Origin of the sequence: Streptomyces sp. RB17 (assembly GCF_009604455.1) — a bacterium.
GTDB lineage: Bacteria > Actinomycetota > Actinomycetes > Streptomycetales > Streptomycetaceae > Streptomyces.
The window spans coordinates 1-2811 of record NZ_WEGL01000045.1; the positions used below are offsets into that span (position 1 = coordinate 1).

Sequence of the window (2811 nt, forward strand, 5' to 3'; positions counted from 1 at the left end):
GCTTAGAGCTCGTAACACGATCTTGCCGCTGTCTTGCGCCACCCCGTTCTCGCACACCCGGTCGGCGGCGATACTTGGACGATGGACAGCTATCAAGGCGCGGCGACACTGGAGTGGTGGGCCAATGGGTCCACGTGCCTGGGCGAGTTCGACGTCCAAGTATCTGTCCGCGTCGCGGACGGCAACTGGGCCTGCGACGCGGAGCTCGGCCCTGAGCACCTGTCGGACGAGCATCGCGAGGTCTTCGACCTCCTGATGGATCTCGATCCGGTCTTCACCCTGCGCTTCGATGAGGGCAGCCAGATCCTGGTCAATGCCTTGAGGGCCGGGGACGGCGAGCGTCTGGCTCTCACGGCCTACGAGCCTACGGAGCAGGCCGCCTGAGGCGACGCCAGCAGATGAGGCCGCAGGCGAGTGAAACGAGGGCTTCGTGCAGGTCGAGACGTCGCTCCCAGCGGACCGCGAGGCGCTTGAACTGGTGGAGCAGGGCGAAGGTCTGCTCCACCACGTAGCGGAGTCTGCCCAGGCCCTGGATGTCGGGCTGACCCTTGCGGGAGATGACCGGCAGGATCCCGCGTCGACGCAGCTCGTGCCGGTTGGGGTTGCTGTCGTAGCCCTTGTCGCCGAGCAGGGCCTCGGGACGCTTGCGAGGGTGACCGACTCTGCCGGCGACCGATGGGACGCCGTCGACCAGGGCAAGGGTCTGGGTAACGTCGTTGACGTTGGCCGCCGTGGTGATCACCTTGAGCGGGATGCCCGCACCGTCGGTGATCAGGTGGTGCTTGCTGCCGGTCTCGCGCCGATCGACCGGCGACGGGCCCGTCGCGGCACCCCCTTTTTCACGCGCACGTGGGAGGCGTCCACGCACGCGCGACTCCAGTCCAGCTCGCCAGCCGCGTTCAGCTCCGCGAGCAGTATCCGGTGCAGCTGGTCGAAGACCCCGGATTCCTGCCAGCGCTCCAGACGCCTCCAGCAGACACCTCACGATGCCAACGCGTCAAGCTGCGGCGGCGAGTTCGGCAGGGAAGGCGGTCTGCTCGTCGAACAGCTTGCGGTGCTGGAGGCAGTGATAGAGCTGGCCGATCATGCGGTTGAAGAGGTTGCGTTGGGCGGCCGCGTGCCAGTCGCCGATCTCGCGTCGTCGGCGGTAGTGGGCGTTGGCCCCCTCGCAGGCCCGGAGCGAGGCGAAGGCCCAGAGATACCCCGCGTGGTTGAGCCGGTCGTTCTTCACCCAGCGCCTGGTGATCGACGACTTCTTGCCCGAGGCTCTGGTGACGGGCGAGGAGCCTGCGTACGCCTTGAGTCCGCGGGCGTCGGCGAAGCGGGTGTGGTCGTCCCCGATCTCAGCCAGGATCCGGGCGGCGAGCTGGATGCCGAGCCCGGGGAAGCTCAGCAGGATCTCGGCGTCCGGGTGCTGAGGGAACGCCCCTTCCACCGCCTTCGCCAGGTCATCGGCGGCGGTGCAGGCGGCTTCCAGCTGGACGAGGAGGGCGAGCATCTGCTTGCCTAGCGCCTCCTCGACCATCGAAGGCTGGTGGGCCCAGTCGGCGCGGAAGACGTCGCGCAGGCGGTCGGATTCTGCCTCGATGCCACGCTTGCGGCCGGCTCGCTTCAGGGCGGCCTGGAGCTGATTGCGGGTCAGCCGTGCGGCCCGGGTCGGGGTCGGGGCGGCCTTCAGGAGTTCACGGGCCTCGGGACGGCACAGACCGTTGGCCCAGGTGGCGAAGGCGTCCAAGGCGGCCGGATAGTACTCCCGCAGCAGGGAACGGAGCTGGTTGGCGAGCTGCTGCCGGTTCCAGAGCGAGTCCTGCTGGGCGCGGGCTAAGACGGCGATTGCGCGCCCGAGGTCTGAGTCATCCGGCAGCGGCCGGTGGGCGTGCATGTCGGTGCGCAGGATGTTCGCCAGGACCAGGGCGTCGCCAGGGTCGGACTTCTTGCGCGAGACGCTGTGCCGGTCGCGGTAGCGGGCCGCGGCCATCGGGTTGATCGCGTACACCTTCCGCTTCCCGATCCGCAGGACGGCGACCAGCAGGCCACGGGAGGTCTCGATCGCCACTGGGATCGGGTTCTCCTCGGTGTCGCCGTGCTCGGCGAGCAGGTCCAGCAGAAGCTTGTAGCCAGCTGCATCGTCGGTGATGTGCCGCTTGGCCACGAGCGCGCCGGTGTCGTCGACCAGGGCGACATCGTGACTGCGTTCTGCCCAGTCGATGCCACAGTAGATCAAGGTAGTTCCCTCCCGATGTGCAGGTGTTTGCGCTGGTCACGAGCGCATGCGGGCCACGCGAGCGACCTAATCCCAGGCATCACCGCCATGCAGATGTGCCTCCACCTCACTAGCCGTTCGTGGCACCAGCGCACCCCACGGGCCCCGGTCTCCGCGGGAGCTCAGACGGCTCGGGCTCATCAAGGAGTCACCATGCGGCAGGCTCGCACCACCAACACCAACGAGTGATCAAGCAATGGGTGTTGACGTCCAGCGGTCCCGAACGCTGCCGATCTGCTGGGAGGCATCAAGGCCCGGTCTGACCAAGGCATCCGTACATAGCCGCCGGACGTCAACCCGGCCGTGCACCTGTCTAAAGCGAGGCGTTGCCCGCCCGGCAGCCACTAGATGTCACGATCCGGCACTCGAACATCCCCGGGATCAACCGCCCCGACGGAACGTCCTTAACAAGGGATTAGGTCTGACCGGAGCCGAAGCCCAGCTCCAACGGCAACTGCTGCCACGGGATCCCCGTGTAGAGCACGAACAGGATGCCCTGCAGGCACAGCCGGTCGGGCACTGGCTTGGGCCCGGGCGAGCGCTCAGGC

At 67.7% G+C, this 2811-nt stretch carries 3 protein-coding genes and 1 pseudogene; 1 reads left to right on the top strand and 3 read right to left on the bottom strand.

Annotated features, from left to right (window positions below):
- Positions 1-81 precede the first annotated feature (81 nt).
- Entirely contained in the window at positions 82-384 is a 303-nt protein-coding gene (locus tag SRB17_RS45145) for a hypothetical protein (protein ID WP_153548040.1), read from the top strand.
- Here SRB17_RS45145 and SRB17_RS45150 read toward each other — a convergent pair.
- From SRB17_RS45150 to SRB17_RS45160, 3 genes and pseudogenes are all read right to left on the bottom strand, one after another.
- Positions 365-868: an IS5 family transposase gene (locus SRB17_RS45150; protein WP_194294381.1), complete on the bottom strand. Its 504-nt coding sequence runs from the start codon at positions 866-868 to the stop codon at positions 365-367. The genes SRB17_RS45145 and SRB17_RS45150 overlap by 20 nt on opposite strands.
- Positions 869-997: 129 nt before the next feature.
- The gene (locus SRB17_RS45155) at positions 998-2224 is read right to left on the bottom strand and encodes an IS110 family transposase (RefSeq protein ID WP_153548044.1); all 1227 of its coding nucleotides are present in this window, start codon (positions 2222-2224) and stop codon (positions 998-1000) included.
- Positions 2225-2681: 457 nt separating this feature from the next.
- A pseudogene (locus SRB17_RS45160) lies at positions 2682-2811 on the bottom strand (transposase); the annotation flags it as partial.

Bases quoted from the DNA above. Each gene is read 5' to 3' on its own strand.
- SRB17_RS45145 (WP_153548040.1), top strand. From the start codon at position 82: ATGGACAGCTATCAAGGCGCGGCGACACTGGAGTGGTGGGCCAATGGG.